The organism is Limihaloglobus sulfuriphilus (assembly GCF_001999965.1).
Taxonomy (GTDB): domain Bacteria; phylum Planctomycetota; class Phycisphaerae; order Sedimentisphaerales; family Sedimentisphaeraceae; genus Limihaloglobus; species Limihaloglobus sulfuriphilus.
Window position 1 is genome coordinate 1,985,022 of sequence record NZ_CP019646.1, and the last position, 16,630, is coordinate 2,001,651.

Sequence of the window (16,630 nt, forward strand, 5' to 3'; positions counted from 1 at the left end):
ATTATCAATCCATTAAATGCAGATCAGGGTCATCTATCTTCTGCATATATTCACGCATTAGGCTGTTTAAAGCCTCTCTATGTTTGATTACCTGCGACTCTGAAACGTCAATGAGGTTATGCCGCTCCGAGGGATCCTCGACAAGATAGTAAAGCTCATCAGGAACAGTTTTCCGCATGTCGCGAACAAGTTTCCATTGCGGCGTACGCATCATTCTCAGGCTCGCTCCGGTCTGGTTCCAGTCCCAGAAGCGGTACTGGGCAAAAAGCTGCTCGTCCCATCGGTTCTGTGAGCCGTCAAACAGGCCGGAAAAATCCCTGCCGCGTATGCCGTACTGCTCAAAACCGTCTAAACCCGCCGCACGGCAGAGGGTGGGAAACCAGTCCATGCTTGAAACAACATGTTTTAGATTAGAACCGGCTTTTGTCCTACCCGGCCAGCGGACTATCGCCGGCAGCCGCAGCGAGTTATCGTAGATATTCGGGCGGTAGCCGTCATGGTTATTCGTCAAAATCCACCAGCCGTTGCCCTTGTGCCAGATTCCGTTATGGCCGAGATTGTAGCCGTTATCCGAGGTGTAAACTATTATCGTATTGTCACTTAAACCCTCTGAATCGAGCTTGTCGAGCAGTCTGCCTACATTACGGTCGATGCTGTGAACCGCCGCGAGATATTCCCGAAGCATCCGCTTGACTCTGGGGATATTCAGATTCGGATAGTCTGCGTGCGGCACAACAGGGTCCAGATCTTTGAACAGATCCCAGTCCTGCGGCGACAGCGGATGCCATGTCCTGTCACCGTCTTCGGTTGTAACTCCCTGGTTGGCGTGCGGCGCCCAGTAATGCAGAGACACGAGAAACGGCTCTGACTTGTTTCTGTCAACAAAATCCAAAGCATAATCAGTGATGATATCCGGAGTATAGCCCTCAACCTTCTGGTCGCGGCCGTCGATTTCGACAACCGGATCTTTTGAGATGCCGGCACCGCCGCGCCAGCCTTTAAACTCATCGTAGCCGTGACGTGTCGGGTGATGCTCGTCGATCTCCCCGACATGCCACTTACCGAAAAGCCCTGTGGTATAACCTGACTGGTTCAGCAGCCGCGGCCAAGTCATAAAATCTGTGCTCAGACCTATTTGGGGATCCTTGCCCAGAAAATCTGTTATACCCGTCTCGGTACTGTACCTGGACGTGAGCAGGCACGCCCTGGCAGGGCTGCATACAGGCGACATGGCAAAATAATTGTCCATGACACACCCCGTATCAGCAAGCCGGTCAAGATTGGGCGTTTTCGCGTCGGGATTGCTGCCGCGGCCGAACGCCCACGGGCCGTGGTCGTCACTCATTATAAAGATAATATTTGGTCTTTTGTTCTCAGTCATATTGTTAATATACTAAATCTCTGAAGTTTTCAACTCTGTGAAAGGTTGCGATATTGCCGTTATGGGGATCTTTGGCTTCAATGTCACCCGAACGGCTCATAATTAGCAGGTCGTCGTCTTTGATTACCATCTGCACATAATGCCTTGACGCCTGCTCTGCCGGGCCGATAGAGACAACTCCGGCAAAACACCAGTCAACCATGTTCTTTGAGAAATGCAGCACCAGCCTGCGTCTCTCATTGTCTGATATCGCAAACCGCTCATCAGGCAGCAGTTCGGCTCTTGTCATACTGTCGGTTGACTGGGTATTAGCCAGCCAGTAAAGTTTGGTTTTTTCATCATAGACAACGCTGAATTTCATCTGTCCGCCGGGGAATGGCAGATAGAGGTGTTTTTTGCCCGAAGGTGCTTTCTGGAACATCGTTTTAATTGTGCCGTCATCCTGTTCTACAGCCTTTATCATACAGGCCATGTTTGTTATACCGGTGTTTGCACGCATGAAAATATGGAATGTTTTGCCCTCCGGGTCATACCAGAAGTGCTTGGGATCCGTAATCTGAACGACATTGGCCTCAAGCCAGCCGGCGGGCCAAAATGCCCTCCTGGGAGCAAGCCTGTCTCCTTCGGGATAAAAACCCGAATAAAAGGGAATCCCGAACCAGTCAAGCTCCTTGTCGTTTACTTCATCACAGAAAGTCATTTCAGATGCAAAGGTCCAGTTCTCTTTTTTTGTGAGGTCCTTGTTTACATCACCTCTCATAAGAACGGGGGCGATCTCACTTGGCCACCATCCCTTGCATTCAAACCTTGTTCTTCTTTCCTTGACAATATAAACAAAATTATCTTTGTACCAGACATTTGTCGAAGAGCCGTGCCATACCTGATCTTCTGAAAGCTCTGATACTTCTGACCAGGTGCTGCCCCAGTCATCAGACGATATAATCCGCAAATCATTCAAATGGCCGAGTATATACAGCCTCTCGCCTGCGACAAACGGCGTGGCATGAATTATCGGATAGTTAGTTCTGTACTGCCATGTCTTACCGTCATCGTCTGACGTATATACTCTGCCGTTTCCAGAGCCTTTGCGAACAGGAACATCGTTGGCGCCTTTGCCCCCGAGACTGAATGCGCCGATAATACGCCCGTTTGGACAGACAGCCACACCCGGATCGTATATATATACATTCTGCGGGTCCTCGGTTTTGTATAAGACCTTGAAATCATCGGCCAGCGGTTCTATCTTGCAGTTCTGCCCGCCGCATGCGATATTAAGCAGGGGCAGAAGAACCAATAATATAACATTAAATATCTTCATAATATATCAATTCCTTGTAGGTTACTGTTTTTAATAGACAAGATCCCTGAAATTCTCAACCTTGTGGAAAGTGGCGATATTGCCGTTATGGGCATCTTTGGCCTCTTTGTCTCCTGAGCGGCTCATAATCAGCAGGTCGTCGCCCTTAATAACCATCTGGGCATAGTGCCTTGAGGCGTATTCTTCGGGCCCGATAGAAACAACACCGGCAAAACACCAGTCAACCATGTTCTTCGAGAAGTGCAGAACCAGTCTGCGCCGCTCGTTGTCTGATAGGGCGTACCTGTCATCAGGCAGCAGCTCAGGGCGTGTCATACTGTCGGTTGCCTGTGTATTGAGCAGCCAGTAGAGCTTGGTCTGTTCATCATAAACAACAGAGAATTTCATCTGTCCGCCGGGGAACGGCATAAACAAATGCGTCTTGCCCGAAGGCGCCTTCTCCAGCATGGTCTTTATCGTGCCGTCTTTCTGCTCTACCGCCTTTATCATGCAGCCGATATTTGTCAGCCCTGTGTGGGCTCTCATAAAGATATGGAAGGTTTTGCCCTCAGGGTCATACCAGAAGTGCTTGGGATCCTTTATCTGGACAACATTGGCCTCAAGCCAGCCCATGGGGTTAAAACTGGTTCTGCCCCTGACGTTCCTTTTGCCGTCCGGGTAATAGCCCTCATAAAACGGCACACCGAACCAGTCAAGCTCTTTATCGTTAACAACATCGTGAAAGGCCATCTCAGAAGAAAATGTCCAGTTCTCTCTTTTGGTAAGGTCTTTGTTGACATCACCCCTCATCAGGACAGGCGCAAGCTCTGCCACCTTCCAGCCTCGCGTCATATCTCCGCCCATCCTGCGTTCCATTACCAGGTAAACATATTTATCCTTGTACCAGACATTGGTAGCCGAGCCGTGCCAGGTCTGCCCCTTGGTAAGGTCGGTTACCTCTGACCATGTATCACCCCAGTCGTCCGAAGATATCACCTTTAAATCAGACTTATGCCCGAGGATATAGAGTTTATCTCCGGCGACAAACGGCCTGAAATGCCACATCGGGAAAGTCCAGCGGTAATCCCAGGTTTCTCCGTCGTCATCAGAAGTATAGATATACGCATTTCCGTCGCCCTTTGGAGGCTTAACGGTGCCGGCTTTTGAACCGCCGAGGCTGAAACAGCCGATAATACGCCCGTTGGGGCAGACTGCCACCGCGGGGTCATAGATGTAAATATTTTTAGGATCCGCTGTCCTGTATAGAACCTTGCAGTCATCTGCGAGGGGCTTTATTTTACATTGCTCCGAATATGCATTGAAAACATATAATAGCAATACGGCTGTGATCAGGATTCTGGTTAATTTCATTGCTAAGCTCCAGTCTAAAGGGTTAAAATTATTTAAACGGGTTTTGCCATGTTTTTATTTCTGAGCCATGGCTAAAACACGCAGCTTTTTGAAATCTGACATTACAGCAGATAGTATTTTGATATGCTCTTGCGTTACAGCAGGCACTTTCAATCTGCAAAGAGGCTTCATATGGACACCGCGAAGATTCAGGAAGGCCTTGCTGTTAGCAGGATAATTCTGATCACATGTATCAAAACGCCGTTCAAAATCTGCAAGGTTTCGCTGTATTTCCTCGGCCATCTCCGGTTCTTGCTCGAAATTTGCGCAAAGCCAACTGTAGAGTTCCGGCACAAAATTTGCCCCGGTGCCGCAGTAGCCGTTTGCCCCAAGCCTCAAGGCCTCAAGCAGACTCGGCGAATGGGCTGTGAAAACTTTCGGCCCGCCGGAGGCGGTTATCTCGATCTTTTCACGCAGACTTTTAAGCGAACAGGATGTATCCTTATGAAAGACAAAACGCCCCGAAGAGGCCATCCATTTGAATTCATCGGTTGATATAAGCCGGTGCCAGGGTGTCGGCAGCTCATAGGTACCCAGAGGTATATCACCGGTATTATCGAGGATACGCTCAAACCTGCTTATCCATGTATCTGAGGAATCATGTTCAAGCGAAAACTGGTTTGCCGCCAGTATTACGGCATCAACACCGGCATCATAGATACTCTTTACAAGATCAATCTGCCTTGAAATATCATCGAAAAGAATCGCCCCGCCTGCCACAGGAACCCTGCCGTTTACGCGGCTTATGGTAAAATCAATTATATCAAGCATCTCGTCGGCAGTGAGCTTCTCAACCTCACTTGAGCCGCAGCAGGCAAACAGGCCGGAAATTCCGTGCTCAATATAAAACTCAATCAGACTCTCATACGCCTTGTAATTTATAGTTAGATCATCATTAAAAGGCGTCAGCATTACCGGCCATACTCCATCTGGTATGTCTTTTTTATTCATTAGTTCTCTTATCTAAAAATTAAATTTAATTCTCTGCCGCACAGCCGTCCGCATAAGGGATGGTACATGTGAGCCACTGCTGAGCAAGCTGCTCAAAATCTTCTACGTTTACTTCACAATCCCTGTTGAAATCAGCTTTCAGGTATCCCCAGCTTCCGCAGGGAACGACAAAATCAATATAATTTTCTAACCTGTGAAAAGTGATTTTATTCGAATCGTGATAATTGGCCGCACCGTCATAAGCGGTTCGGCTGATAAAAATTATATCCTCACCGTCAAACTGCCAGTCAACATACTGAAAACCGGTATTAAGCATAGAATCATACCAGCTCATCGGCGAATTGTCCTGAATAACCGTTCGTACAACCTGCCAGTTAATCGTATCATCGGAGGCCGCAAGAGATAGGGTATTTCTTTGTGCCGGCCGTGACGGGTCTGTGTTGTTGTTAACCAAACTCAGGTACTTGCCGCTAACAGGGTCTCTGCGTATATTGAACTTGTTCCTGCCGCCGGGCATATCAATAAAACCTGTCGCAGGTGAAAAACTTAAAGTGGCATTATCCCCGCTCAACGGCAATATGGCACCAATATCGGCCAGAGGGTCTGAGTGCACCCTTGTAAGTGCTATAATGCTCCCATCCGGCTGCTGTACCGCATTTCCCTCAAGCCAGCTGGGATTGCTTGTGCCCCAGTCAGAGGCCCATGCAGGATCAAATGAAACCGCGTTAGTTATTGTCCAGCTTGAGACATCCAACAGGTCATCTTCGAGATCGGCAGAGATCATAACCGCAGCAAACGAAATCGCCCACCTTGCCGATTTATCCTTGCGGTGGAAGACACGATAGATCCGCCCGTCTGCGAATAACACCGGCATCGAGATGCCTTCATAAGCCATGTTAGACGTACTGCCCGCACTGAAAAGCCTACCCGTCGTACTGTCCAGAGGGCTTGTCCATGTTGCCCCGTAGTTTAGACTCTTTGCAATAGTTATATAACTGCCGCCGGTTCCCAGCAGATACAGGGCACCGTTGTGCTCAAACAGATTTGCACCGACAACACCGGGGCAGCTGCCGCGTACCCACCACGTTTTGCCGTTATCGTATGAAATCTTCACCATTGTCGTACCGACAGCCGGATTGTTAGGTCCAAAATAGCTGTATGAGGCGACAATTGCCCCGTTGTCAAAACGGTAAATAGATGGAGAGCTTAGAAACGGCCCTTCTGCGTCGCCCTCATCAGAGACAACGCTTGTCCACAAATCCGTCTGCTCTGCCGGATTACCGCTGGTATAGTGCTCAATTATACGATCTTCGCTCAGTGCCTTATTATAAACCGCCGCCTCGTCAAGCCAGCCGCGGTAAGCCAGTGATTCATCCGGCGCACGGCCGATCTGGTCACGCTGGCTTGGAGTGCCGTAAACATAAACATCACTGGCAAAATTCATCGCCTGTGTCGCGGCAAGGCTGCCGTTTATGTATATTTTAATATTATCAGAGGCGTAATTGAATATACATACTATATGAGCCCACTGATTAACACTCGCCAGAGAAGCAGTTGCTCCGGTGTAGATGTCACCCGGATAAATGCTGCGTCCGTTGGCTTTAATCTGGCTGACACCGTCCGCGGAAGAGAGGTTTATATCTACCCCCGCCGTTGCACCAGTTATACGGGTAGAGAAAATACGCTGCGTAGAACCCACCGGTACAATGCTGTTTTTTATCCAGGCCTCAAATGTAACCGCCGAAGAGCCGTCAATCAGCGGCCCTAACTGATTACCAAGGTCAATGCCGGCGAGGTTGCCGTTAAACCAGCAGGCATTGCCCCCGATACCGGCCTCTACCGGCATGGCATCGCCCTGATATGCCGCTGATATATTGCCTGTTTCATCTTCAGCGGGCATTGTGTCGCCGTAAAGATATTCGTTGAATCTCCACCAGCAAACTGGCTCATCGCTGAGTATCTCCTGCCCGTAATCTGCATATGCACATGTAATGACGCTTAATACCAGAAGCCATATAGATGTATTTAGTTTCATATAAATAATTGCCTCTTTATAAATACTTCGAATTTAGAAGTTTCCCTCTACGCAACCCTCATAATAAGGACGTGTACAGCCCATCCAATCCGAGAAAAAGAGTGAAAAATCCATTAAGTCAACGACACAGTCCATGTTCAGATCCATCTGGGAATATCCCCAGTTTCCGCACGCCGCGACAAAATCCATATAATTTTCAATTCTGTGGAACGTTATTTTGTTGGAATCGTGATAGTTTGCCGCGCCGTCATAAGCCGTTCGGCTGACAAAAATCATATCGTCACCGTCGAAGTCCCATACAACATACTGAAAACCGACATTCAACATCGACTCATACCAGCTCATCGGCGAGTTATCCTGTATTATGGTTCGCACATGCCTCCAGTTATAAACATCATCCGATGCGATCAAAGACAGTGTGTTCCGCTGAGCCGGCCGTGAAGGGTCGGTATTATTGTTTACCAGGCTCAGATAAACACCCGTCTCGCTGTCTCTGTGTATGTGAAACTTGTTTCTGCCGCCGGGGAAATCAATAAATCCCGTCTGCGGGTCAAAACTTAAAGTTGTGTTGTCCTCGCTTAGCGTCAATACAGCGGCCTTGTTGACCGCGGGGTCAGAATGAAAGCGCATAACGGCATAAATCTGCCCGTCCGGGCCCTGTACCGCGTTTCCTTCTGTCCAGCCGGGGGATTTACAATTCCACGCCGGATCCGGCCAGGAAGGATCCATCTGCAACGAATTAGTCATTGTCCAGCTCGAGGCATCCAGCAGGTCATCATCAAGGTCTGCCGAGATAATCACTGCCCAGAAGCAGGCACCAAAGGGCAGATATGAGACCCGCGGCTCAAACACACGGTAAACCCTGCCGTTTGCGAAAAGCACGGTCGTAGCATAGCTGCTGTAGCCTGTAGTGCCGATTTCTTCGGCTTCAAAGAGCAGGCCGCTGGTGCTGTTTGTTGGAGTTGTCCATGTTGCGCCGTAGTTTGTGCTTTTGGCGATAGTGATATTTGCTATCCCCCCGGAAGCGCCAAGATGATACAACGCTCCGTTATGTTCAAAAAGTGATCCGCCTTTAACCCCGGTAACCTGGCCGCGATGCCACCAGGTCTTGCCGTTATCGTAGGAAATTTTTATAACAGAACCGCTGCTGAACGGATTATTGGGACCCCAGTAATCATGAGAGGCGACAATTACTCCGCTGCTGAATTTATAGACAGAGGGAGACGCAAGATAAGGCCCCTCAGCGGTCCCTTCATCGTTTACTTGGCTGACCCATAAATCCGCCGGCTCAGAGGGAGAGCCGCTTGTATAATGCTCAACAATTTCATTTTCGCTTAATGCCTTGTTATAAACGGCCGCTTCATCTATAAAGCCGCGATAAAACTTCTCCATGTCCGGCGTTCTGCCTATCTGGCCATTTTGAGATGAACCGCCGTAAGTATAGCTGTCGCTTGAGAAGTTTACGATTGAGTTTTTCTTCAAAACCCCGTTATAATAAATTTTCATATTATCCGCGGCAAAATCTGCCACACATGCAAGATGCGTCCATTGGTTAACCGAGGTAAATGCAGTTACAACATTGGCATATTGATCATTAATATTACTTCTTGCCCCTACTCTAAGGTAACCTGAAGAGTCATTGTAGGCTCCAATCTCAACGCCAAGCCCGGCAATATCATCATCGATCATTGTGATAAATACCTGCCGGCCAGACTCGGACGAAGAGAGATAGCTGTTTTTTATCCACGCCTCAAACGTAATCGCCTCCGAGCCGTCAAGCAGCGGGCCAAGTTCACTTCCAAGGTCTATGCCCGCCGTATGTCCGTTGAACCAGCAACTTTTGACATCTATCCCCGCGGCAGCGGGCATTGCGTCACCCTGGTATGTTGCGCTGCCGATATTTTCCGCGGCATCCTCCGCCGGCCTGCCGTCACTATAAATGTATTCATCAAACCGCAACCAGACAACCGGCTCATCAGATGCAACAATATCGGCATAAGCGGCAAAAACACTGCCGCAAAAGGTTAAAACTATAAACACAAAAAATGCGCAAACTCTTACTTTGAATGACATTATATGATTTTTCCTCGACAGGATAAAGGACAGCCGGTAGAATAAGTTTTTCTTATTCTACCGGCACATATTCCTTTAATAATTAGTTTCAATTACTGTAAAAAACAGTATTGTTGGTTTTATTTAATCTGCCAGTCACATTCCGGACGATTCGGATCAGGGTCATTACACAGCAGCCACTTGGTTGACATGACTGCAACGTCCTGGAGATTAACTTCACAGTCCTCGTTGAGGTCTCCGACCAAAGCAAAACCTGTCGCGATAACATCTTCACAGGATTCGGGTGTGAAGAAAGTTACCTGAAGCTCGTTATAATCGCCGGCTTCAACGACCTCGTACGATACAAATACATTGTCAATATCCATAGAGTCGCCAACATAAATACTGCCTTCAGCTCTAATGAGCGTATAAACGCCATCAGCAGGACGCTCGCCGATAAACTCAGGGGTTATTGTCCCCTCTAAGACTGCATTTCCGGAAAGAACGATACCGTTGCCTATACCAAGGGCACTATCAAGCTGGAATGTCATGTTTGAACCTTCAGCGGCAGTGAGATTTTTCGCATTGACGGCTGTGGTAGTACCAGAGACCATCATATCAGCATTCTCACCAATCGCCAGAAGTCCGTCAACATTCAAATTCGCTGAACCGCTCAGCTCGATATAAGCCTCGCTTGTTTCACCCGAAGCAGCGATAAGGTGTCCGGCTGAAAGTGTCCCGCCGCTCATTGCAAGAGCCGCGTTACCCTCATCTCCAACAACCATAGTGCTTGCGACATTAACAGAACCGCCGTCCATTGAAACATCTGCAACTGAAGTGCCCTGGGCAGCAATCGTTAAGTTAGTGCAAGCCGCGTCAGCGCCGGTTGTTACCGCAAGAGAAGCCGCTGCGTCATCGCCGACAATAGCCGTGTCAACCGTTGCTGAAGAATTAAGAGTATCCGCTCCGCTGTTCCAAACCTGGCTGGTTCCTGCAACAGGAGATGTGAGGATAATAGCCGTACCTGAGCCGGCACCAACTATCTCTGCGCTCCATCCGGCGGAAACGGCCGCCGTCGAGAGCATATCGCTGATATCGCCGGTTATCAGGGCAGGATCCTCAAGCTCAGGATCAACCCCCGCGGCGTAATATGTCATCGGCTCTGATGATGCTGCTGCGAGATACTGACCGGCAGCGTCTGTGCCTGTCATAAAATAAGGATCAAATACAGCGCCTTCGTAAATCAGAGCAATTCCTTCGTTGAATCCACATGCCTGAATACCGCTGCCGATTCCCGCTGAACCGTTAAGAGCCATCTCTGTTGTGGACAGAGGCCCGAAGTAGCAGCTTTCGCTGTTGATACCTGCCGCATCACCGAGGATTGAGAACTTTGCTGTACCGTCACGCCCAACTTCTATATAGGTCTCTATATTGAGCTGGCCTCCGGAAAGGGCAACTGTTCCGTTTCCGCCCTCATCAACGCCAATATTCAGACGGTTTCCGTTTAAGGCACCACCTGAAATGTCAAGGGTTGCCAGTCCGGAAGAACCTACCGTTAAATATCCGCCGAGAATGTTTACTTCTCCGCCGGTGAGGTTGAAAGCGGCGTCTGCGGTAGAGCTCTGAGCTAACATCATTCTGTTGACATTGAGAACGCCGTCGCTGACATTGGCTGAAGCTGTACCGCTATTGCCGATGGTAAAAAACTCGGTAACATCAAAGCTGCCTCCGCTGATGTTTATTTCACCCTGAGATTCAGGGTTACTCTGCCCTGCGGCAGTTAGCGTATCTGCACTAATAGAACCTCCCGAAAGATCAATAACGCCGTATCCTTCATCACCAACCAGCATACTGCCGCTGACATTTACTTCGGCTGTTCCGCTGACAGAGAAAGTGCCGTTTGCACCAACATCACCGTCACCGAACGCCATACTTGCGGCTGTTATAGTTCCTCCGGTAGCGGTAATAGTACCTGTCCCGTCCCATGTCCTGAAGTAGGTTTCACTGGTAAATGATCCGCCGCTTATCAGAAACGAACCTGTTGAACCTGGATTCTGGGCGAGCTGTCCACGGTTTATATAAAGAGAACCGCCGGAAATCTCACAATAAGCTTCGCCCTGGTTACCTACTGTGAAATAACCAGATACTGTTACATCGCCTCCGGTGAGAAAAAACTGGGTATCTGAGTCTGCTGCGAAACCGTGCTGGTAAGTCGTAAATGAAGAAACACCGCCGGCAATAGTAAAATCTGCGGGGACTCCTATTGTCCCGAGTCGGACATCACCGCCGGTCAGGTCACCGTTGAGTATGGGAGAGTCCGGATCTGCTGAATCGATATAAAAATCATCATCAGCCGTCCATACTACATCTGCAGGGACATCGAGCCAGTTTAACCCATTATTAAAATCCCTGTCTCCGTCTCCGTTTGTCCAGTAATTCACAATCGCCAGACACGGAATAGAGACAGCCAACATGATAATCACAAAAAAGTTTTTCATAATCATTCTCCTGAAAAAATAATAAAAATTTACTACAAACATTACTGCACTTTTAGCGAAGAGGCATCATCTGAGTGCCCCTTCTGTTAGACACATCCGGCGGGTCATAAACATCAATCATAACATCATCGTCGCCGGAATACCAACTCGCCGAGCCGTCTTTGAAAACATAACAGCCGCTTGACTTTAAACGCGCATCATCTTGCGCCTTTAAACTCCATATTAAACCGTTATAAACACTGTGGGTGAACGCACTGCCCGATGGTGCGTCTGGGTCATAAGCCCTGTAGCTGAAACTCAGCTCGCTTATACCCTGACCGTGGTTGAGGCGGTACTGCCGCAACGGTATAGACCTGTACAGCCTGTCGCCTGAGAGAACGTCTATTTTATTTCCCTCATAAGTCCAGTTTCTGCTGGTCTTTGTCCATCGGTTGTCGCTGTCGGCCCACCTCTTGTTTTTATCCCTGTCTTTGTAAAATCCAAACATAAAGGAGTAGCTTCCGTAAACCCTGCACATTTGATAGGGGATATGCTCAGGCGTGAGATCAAGCGGTTTGAGGAATGGACAATTGAAGAAATTCATAGAACCAATGTACGGCTCCCATAATTCCCTGCGGTCAACCATGTTGGAATTGCTGGCCAACTGTTCCTGCCAGCTTCCGCGAACCGGGTTGGAGGAATTGTCGGGGTCTTCACAGTAGTGCAGCGGCAGCCGGCCGTTGGTACTCTCGTAAGCGAATGCCGCTATTCCTATCTGGCGGACATTCGATGCGCATACCATACGCTTAGCCTGTTCTCTTGCTTTTTGAAGTGCGGGCATAAGAATCGCCATCAAAAGCGCAATAATCGAAATCACAACCAGAAGCTCGATCAGGGTGAAAGCTCTTTTACGGCTTTTAAGAAAACTTCGGTACATGACAAGCCTTTCTATTGAATAAACACATATTATAGTTTAATTTCTGCTGGTAACGGCATCTCAATTTGCCATTTGGCCTTTGGGCTTTTAGCAGATTATATTCTATTGCGTGAATAAAAGTATATTATCACGCAAGCGCAATTCAATCTCACTTATAAACTTTTATATGGCACAAAACAGCACTTCACTCAAAGTCTGACACTTCTTACCAATGCCTCAATGAATTTATCTCTATGCTGCTTTGTGCCATTGATTGAACAATTTAACTATTCAGTTTTACGTCGTTTCAGAGCGATCATGCCGCCGCCGAGAAGAAGCAGCATAGTTGCCGGCTCAGGTATTGTAACCTGCAGCTCTGTGAGAGTATCGCCTGTAACAATATCATAAGTCCAGCCGGCAGCAACCGAATCATCACTGAGCAGACCGCTTGTTGTGAAGTCATTAAACACATCAGGTGTTGACATAATCGTATAAGTACCGTCAACTGCAGCGCCGATGAATTCAAGGTCTATCTTCACGCCTTCATTGAGTGTTATACCGGTCTGGGCAAAAATGCCGTCGCCGACACCGTTGGCACCATCAAGCGCGAACTCAAATATATAACTTCCGAAATCCGAGCTGGAGCGGATGTTGCCGCCCATTGCGACACTTGCCTGAGAGCCTTCTAATCTGAACAGCAAATCACCGGTATTGCTTGTAAGGTAATCAGCTAATTCAAAACTTCCAGTACCGCTTACAGTAACCTGACCAAAGCCGCCATTTTGACCTAAAGTCATCCTGTCAGCGCTGAATGAACCGCCGGAAACATTCAAGAATCCCTGGCCGGTATTGCCGAAAGTGGAATAGGTATCAATAATTACCTGCCCGGTTCCGCTTACATTGATCTCACCGACACTGCCGGCATCGCCTAAACCAACATTCATTCTGTTGGCAGTAAAAGATCCTCCGGAGGCATTCAAGGTTCCATTGCCGGCATTGTTTCCAAATGTCGCATAGCCTGATAAAGTAAACTGGCCCGAGCCGCTTACATTAGTTTCGCCTGTACCGGTTGCATATCTGCCCGTAGTCATACTTCTGGCACTGAAGCCGGCATCGTCTGAAACATTCAGATATCCTTCGCCGTTCTGACCAACATAGATATCTGCGGCAAAAGTCATCTGTCCGGTTCCGCTTGCATTAACCTCGCCGCGGCCGCCGGCACCGTTGCCTACACTCATCCTGTCTGAGCTGTAGGTACCGCCGGATACGTTCAAATAAGCCTGTCCAGAATTTGCGATAGTTGTATAACTGCTGTTGGCGCTTAGTGAACCACCACTCATGTTGATTGTGGCGGTAGTGTTCGTGCCGAAGCCCAGATATACTGAATCGCTCAGATTCAGGTCGGCACCTGCCGCGATCTCGATTTCGCCGGAAGTATTGTCATTCCAGCCTGCACGAAGCCATCTTCCTGCTGAAGCCGAATTTAGAACCGCCTTGTCTGCACCTGCAAGCTCGACAAGCAGGTTGTCATCGGCAGTAAACGGCCCTGCGGGAAGGTTGGTAGTGCCAATTTCGTACCAGTTATTCAAATTCACGAAATCATTGTCTCCGGAATTATTGTTCCACTCGTAATCAACTGCCAGCAACGGTATAGAAACCATTAACAGTACCACTAAAATCAACTTCTTCATTTTCGTTTCTCCTTTAATTAAACTAACACTTTACCTGCCTGACATATTGACAGGATATAACACTTCTTTATATAAAGTTGAATTCCTGTTTGAACAACAAAGGCGATTCAACTTCACTCTGCCTAAAGCAATGAGCGGCAAAACTGAAAATAACATCAGTTTCCACTCCACCAACCAATTACTAATTCATTATACCAGACAGCACACGTATGTCAACAAGTTTTGTAGAATTTTATGTATTTTCACTTTTGAAATTCATGAAACTGTTTCATAGGCCAATAAAACACTTAAAGGTATATATAAATGGATTTTACAACCAAAAGATAAACACAAGAACAAATGAAACACAATGAAAAACCGCTTCACATTAAACAAAACACGCCCCAACATGGCCCTATGTTATGCAACTTATTTTTTATTTTCTCATTTTTTGCATGACTTTTTTACACAATTACCAGCAACTTTTTAGTTTATTTTTGTAAAACTTCTCGAGTATATTATAATTTCAGTATCTTATTAAGTTACTAACAGATACAGGAACTATTATGGGTATTCAAAAAATAGCAAATTTAGCAGGTGTTTCAAAGGCCACCGTATCAAGAGCCTTAAACAAACCGGATATGGTATCACCGGATACGGTTGAAAAAATAAATAACGCAATGAAACAAACCGGATACCTGCCAAAATCCCGAAAAACAAAAAAAAACCAGAAAAATATCGGAATCTTAATTATCGGCAGGGATATGTTTATGGAATATTCGCCCGCGCGCTGGCGAATGCTGCACGGTATGCAGGATGCTCTCAAGCAAACAGGAGCCAACCTCTTCATCGAGCAGGTACCTTCAAACAAGCCTCTGCCCGAACATGTTAACAAGTCTGATGTTGACGGCCTTATAGTCCTGGGTAACAGCAGCAACTCTGATATACTTGCCAAGCTCGAGTCTATACCGTCTGTCTGGGTTAATTCCCAGGGAAGCAACGACAAAGACAATGCGCTGGCACGAAATCAGCTTGTCGGGCAAATGGCTGCCCAGCACCTGGTTTCCCGCGGCCACAAGAATCTGGCATTCTTTAAGGTATTTACAAAACACACAGCTCTGGAGATGGACGGTGATTTCTTTGAATTTACCGCTATGCGCTCAGGCTGCAATGTAACGGTCTTTCAAGGTCAGGAGAGCTTTCCCGAAAATGACAGCATACATTCCTGGCAGCAGCTGCAGAAAACCGTTGAAGAGACAATGAGAGATATTTGCGAATTCACGCCGCGTATAACAGGTCTTTTTGTACCCGTAGGCCAGGTAGTGGTAATGTGTTACCAGAAACTCCAAAAGCTGGGCGTTAAACCGGGCAAAGACATTGAAATCGTCGGCTGCGGGTGCGAAAATGCCATGCTTGCATCACTTTCTCCGATGCCGGCAAATATAAGCATTAACACAGAGATAATAGGCAGAAGAGCCGTCGAACAGCTTCTGTGGAGGATCGCCAACCCAAAAGAGTCCGCTACGGTAAATATAACTGTTATGCCGACAATCAATGAGAATGATTCAAAAAAGCCGATTTGAAGATCCCAGACAAATATTTATAAAAAATTTAACTGTTGCATAAAAATCAATGAAAAGCAGGGAAAAACATGCTGAATCTCGGTTGCCGATAACTATACCCGCGATGCTTACAACCACCGGCCATAGACTGGCCAGAAACAATGTCCGCAACCACGCACACGATTACACCGAGCTGATACTGGTCACTCAGGGCACCTGCATTGTAAAAACGCAAGACAAAACACTCTCAGGCAAAGCCGGCGATCTGTTCATAATCCCGCCGCGACTTTCGCATTTTCAGCCCGAAGAGGACTGGGTCGGCACATCTTACATTGGCTTCTACTGCCGCAAAGACTATTTCAACTGCTCATTTCGTGTCATTTCGCTGAAAAACGAAATCTATATACCCAGGTGGATTGAAGACCTGATAGATATCCATACGCTTATCATGGACAGCTCTCTCTACGAAGAAATTGCCGTAGGAATACTCTGCTCAATCATAGCCAGAATAAAACAGATCGAAATGCACATCGAAGAGGCAAAATCCACACCTCCCGCACTGCGTAAAGCCATCGAAAAAATTCAAAAAAACTACACGAAAGTTATCAGTGTAGAAGAAATTGCCGAAAGTGCCGACATAAGCGCCAGCTACCTCACCAAACTGTTCAAAAGACACCTCGGATGCAGCCCTATACAGTACCAGCAGAAACTGAGAATGCGATTAGCACGCAGATATCTGCTCAATCCTTATATGACAGTAAAACAAACAGCACAAAAGTGCGGCTATGAAAGTACCAATCTGTTTATAAGGCAGTTTAAAAAGAATCACAAGATATCGCCCGGAAAGTGGCAGCAGCAATTCACTGAGAAGATTTAACG

The 16,630-nt window shown here is 47.5% G+C and carries 11 protein-coding genes; 2 read left to right on the plus strand and 9 right to left on the minus strand.

Going from position 1 to position 16,630, the window contains the following annotated elements; genetic code table 11:
* Positions 1 to 4: 4 nt before the first annotated feature.
* The 9 genes from SMSP2_RS07435 to SMSP2_RS07475 all read right to left on the minus strand — a co-directional run bounded on the left by SMSP2_RS07435 (position 5) and on the right by SMSP2_RS07475 (position 14,210).
* A complete protein-coding gene (locus SMSP2_RS07435; protein WP_146683353.1) occupies positions 5 to 1,381 on the minus strand; it encodes a sulfatase family protein in 1,377 nt (458 codons plus the stop codon).
* A 4-nt stretch (positions 1,382 to 1,385) separates the two neighbouring features.
* Positions 1,386 to 2,699, minus strand: coding sequence for a beta propeller repeat protein (locus SMSP2_RS07440; RefSeq protein ID WP_146683354.1), 1,314 nt, complete (start codon positions 2,697 to 2,699; stop codon positions 1,386 to 1,388).
* A gap of 30 nt (positions 2,700 to 2,729) precedes the next feature.
* Entirely contained in the window at positions 2,730 to 4,049 is a 1,320-nt protein-coding gene (locus tag SMSP2_RS07445) for a sialidase family protein (protein ID WP_146683355.1), read from the minus strand.
* A gap of 54 nt (positions 4,050 to 4,103) precedes the next feature.
* Positions 4,104 to 5,039 carry a dihydrodipicolinate synthase family protein gene (locus SMSP2_RS07450; protein WP_146683356.1) on the minus strand — a complete coding sequence of 312 codons (936 nt, stop codon included), beginning with the start codon at positions 5,037 to 5,039 and terminating at the stop codon, positions 4,104 to 4,106.
* A 25-nt stretch (positions 5,040 to 5,064) separates the two neighbouring features.
* Complete coding sequence (locus tag SMSP2_RS07455; RefSeq protein WP_146683357.1) at positions 5,065 to 7,074, minus strand: LamG-like jellyroll fold domain-containing protein; 2,010 nt, start codon at positions 7,072 to 7,074, stop codon at positions 5,065 to 5,067.
* Between the two features lie 33 nt (positions 7,075 to 7,107).
* Complete coding sequence (locus SMSP2_RS07460; protein WP_146683358.1) at positions 7,108 to 9,147, minus strand: LamG-like jellyroll fold domain-containing protein; 2,040 nt, start codon at positions 9,145 to 9,147, stop codon at positions 7,108 to 7,110.
* A 119-nt stretch (positions 9,148 to 9,266) separates the two neighbouring features.
* On the minus strand, positions 9,267 to 11,624 hold the full coding sequence (locus SMSP2_RS07465; RefSeq protein WP_146683359.1) for a hypothetical protein: 2,358 nt from the start codon (positions 11,622 to 11,624) through the stop codon (positions 9,267 to 9,269).
* Between the two features lie 52 nt (positions 11,625 to 11,676).
* Complete coding sequence (locus SMSP2_RS07470) at positions 11,677 to 12,540, minus strand: DUF1559 family PulG-like putative transporter (RefSeq protein ID WP_146683360.1); 864 nt, start codon at positions 12,538 to 12,540, stop codon at positions 11,677 to 11,679.
* A gap of 266 nt (positions 12,541 to 12,806) precedes the next feature.
* Positions 12,807 to 14,210 (minus strand): PEP-CTERM sorting domain-containing protein, encoded by a 1,404-nt coding sequence (locus tag SMSP2_RS07475; protein WP_146684844.1) that lies wholly within the window; start codon positions 14,208 to 14,210, stop codon positions 12,807 to 12,809.
* 545 nt (positions 14,211 to 14,755) lie between these two features.
* On the opposite strand from SMSP2_RS07475, the gene SMSP2_RS07480 reads away from it, so the two are divergent.
* Both SMSP2_RS07480 and SMSP2_RS07485 read left to right on the plus strand, forming a co-directional pair.
* A complete protein-coding gene (locus tag SMSP2_RS07480; protein ID WP_146683361.1) occupies positions 14,756 to 15,772 on the plus strand; it encodes a LacI family DNA-binding transcriptional regulator in 1,017 nt (338 codons plus the stop codon).
* 49 nt (positions 15,773 to 15,821) lie between these two features.
* Positions 15,822 to 16,628 carry an AraC family transcriptional regulator gene (locus SMSP2_RS07485; protein WP_146683362.1) on the plus strand — a complete coding sequence of 269 codons (807 nt, stop codon included), beginning with the start codon at positions 15,822 to 15,824 and terminating at the stop codon, positions 16,626 to 16,628.
* The last annotated feature ends 2 nt before the right edge of the window (positions 16,629 to 16,630 follow it).

What these genes read in the sequence shown, in the direction of transcription:
- SMSP2_RS07435 (WP_146683353.1), bottom strand. Translation starts at nt 1,381, where the DNA reads ATGACTGAGAACAAAAGACCAAATATTATCTTTATAATGAGTGACGAC.
- SMSP2_RS07440 (WP_146683354.1), bottom strand. Translation starts at nt 2,699, where the DNA reads ATGAAGATATTTAATGTTATATTATTGGTTCTTCTGCCCCTGCTTAAT.
- SMSP2_RS07445 (WP_146683355.1), bottom strand. Translation starts at nt 4,049, where the DNA reads ATGAAATTAACCAGAATCCTGATCACAGCCGTATTGCTATTATATGTT.
- SMSP2_RS07450 (WP_146683356.1), bottom strand. Translation starts at nt 5,039, where the DNA reads ATGAATAAAAAAGACATACCAGATGGAGTATGGCCGGTAATGCTGACG.
- SMSP2_RS07455 (WP_146683357.1), bottom strand. Translation starts at nt 7,074, where the DNA reads ATGAAACTAAATACATCTATATGGCTTCTGGTATTAAGCGTCATTACA.
- SMSP2_RS07460 (WP_146683358.1), bottom strand. Translation starts at nt 9,147, where the DNA reads ATGTCATTCAAAGTAAGAGTTTGCGCATTTTTTGTGTTTATAGTTTTA.
- SMSP2_RS07465 (WP_146683359.1), bottom strand. Translation starts at nt 11,624, where the DNA reads ATGAAAAACTTTTTTGTGATTATCATGTTGGCTGTCTCTATTCCGTGT.
- SMSP2_RS07470 (WP_146683360.1), bottom strand. Translation starts at nt 12,540, where the DNA reads ATGTACCGAAGTTTTCTTAAAAGCCGTAAAAGAGCTTTCACCCTGATC.
- SMSP2_RS07475 (WP_146684844.1), bottom strand. Translation starts at nt 14,210, where the DNA reads ATGAAGAAGTTGATTTTAGTGGTACTGTTAATGGTTTCTATACCGTTG.
- SMSP2_RS07480 (WP_146683361.1), top strand. Translation starts at nt 14,756, where the DNA reads ATGGGTATTCAAAAAATAGCAAATTTAGCAGGTGTTTCAAAGGCCACC.
- SMSP2_RS07485 (WP_146683362.1), top strand. Translation starts at nt 15,822, where the DNA reads ATGAAAAGCAGGGAAAAACATGCTGAATCTCGGTTGCCGATAACTATA.